A 1,450-nucleotide genomic window follows, 5' to 3' on the forward strand; every position below is an offset into this window, starting at 1 on the left:
GGGCTGACCAGCAGGTCGCGGGCGGGCGTGTTCTCGGCGAGCGCGCCGGCGCGGATGCGGATCGGCGCGATGGCCTCGGCCTTGGGATGGCCGGCGAGGACCACGCGGCGGCGGCCGATCCAGAGCACGGGCTTCAGCGGCGCGCCATGGCCCGAGACGGTCGCCACCAGGTCCCCCGCGCGCAGGCTCTCCACCGGCGTCTCGCCGCGATCGGTGCGGATCCGCGTGCCGCCCGCGAAGCAGACATAGAAGCTGCCGGTGCCGAAGGCGGTGTTGCCGCTCGGCCCCGCGATGAACTCGATGTTGCTGACGCTGTTCGTCTCGCTGCCCGGGCCGGTGATGGTGTAGCTGCCCGGGCCCCCGGTGACGACATAGGTGCCGCTGGTCGCGAAGGTGATGACGTCGCCGGTGCCGCCGCCGCCATCCACCACGTTGCCGCTGCCGCTCAGCACGAAGCTGTCATTGCCGGTGCCGCCGTTCAGCGTGTCGTCGCCGTTGCCGCGCAGCAGGTCGTCGTTCTCGCCGGCGGAGAGCGAATCCGCCCCGCCCAGCCCGTCCAGCGTGTCGTTGCCGAGGCCGCCCGACAGCGTGTCGTTGCCCGCGCCGCCGCTCATGGACTGGTCGCCGGAATTGGCGGTGAGGCTGACGCCGGTCGTCAGGCTGGGGTCCAGGACGCCCATCTTCTCGATCGAGACGCCGAGGCCGACCGAGTAGGAGGTGGCGAGGTTCGACGCGATGAGCACCGTGTCGGTGCCGCCGTTCACGCCGTCGAAGATGACGTCGTTGGCATTGGTGACGATATAGGTGTCGTTGCCGCCCCCGCCCGACAGCGTGTCGATGCTGGTGCCGTCGCCCGACAGGCCCGTGATGGTGATCTGGCCGGTCGTCAGCGACCCGGTCACTGTCGCATTGGCGCCGATCAGCGTGTCCGCGCCGTCGCTGCCCGAGAGGCTGTCCGCGCCCGCGCCGCCCACCAGCACGTCGTTCCCGCCGCCGCCGCCCAGCGAGTCGTTGCCGCCGCGGCCACTGGCGAAGTCGTTGTCCCCGCCGAGTGTGGTGCTGTTGTTACCGGTGGAGCCGTAATAGGCCATGTTGGTATCGGCGATGGGCGTTGTGACCCAGGCCGTGCCATTCCAGTATTGCGTGTTTGCGCCGGTGTTCAGCGCACCGGGAATGGTCGCCCCGCTCATGGTTGTGCCCGCCGGTTGCCTCTCGCGGGCGTGATAATAAAAAAGGACGTGTCCCGCAAGCCCAATCACGCAATCTCCGGTTGAGCCTCCACAGTCTTTTTGCGTCCGCCTTGCCACCCGGACCCGCCGGGCGCACGCTGGCGCCATGCCGCGCTTCGCCGTGGCGAGCGAGACGGGCCGGCTGCGCGAGCTTCTCGTCTGCCCGCCCGACCACTACCGCTGGATCCCCACCAACGCCGTGGCGCGCCGCAGCCTGGCCG

General features: G+C 70.3%; 1 protein-coding gene and 1 pseudogene (1 of these 2 cut by a window edge). One reads left to right on the plus strand and one right to left on the minus strand.

Annotated elements, in window-relative coordinates; all coding sequences use genetic code 11:
* Positions 1-1,190, minus strand: a 1,190-nt coding sequence (locus AC1MIR_RS17935; RefSeq protein ID WP_480029563.1) for a Hint domain-containing protein, incomplete at its 3' end; no start/stop codon positions are given.
* Positions 1,191-1,335: 145 nt separating this feature from the next.
* Here AC1MIR_RS17935 and AC1MIR_RS17940 point away from each other — a divergent pair.
* Positions 1,336-1,450, plus strand: a pseudogene (locus tag AC1MIR_RS17940) (dimethylarginine dimethylaminohydrolase family protein); it runs 824 nt beyond the window's last position.

It is taken from the genome of Falsiroseomonas sp. RANM36, assembly GCF_056682175.1.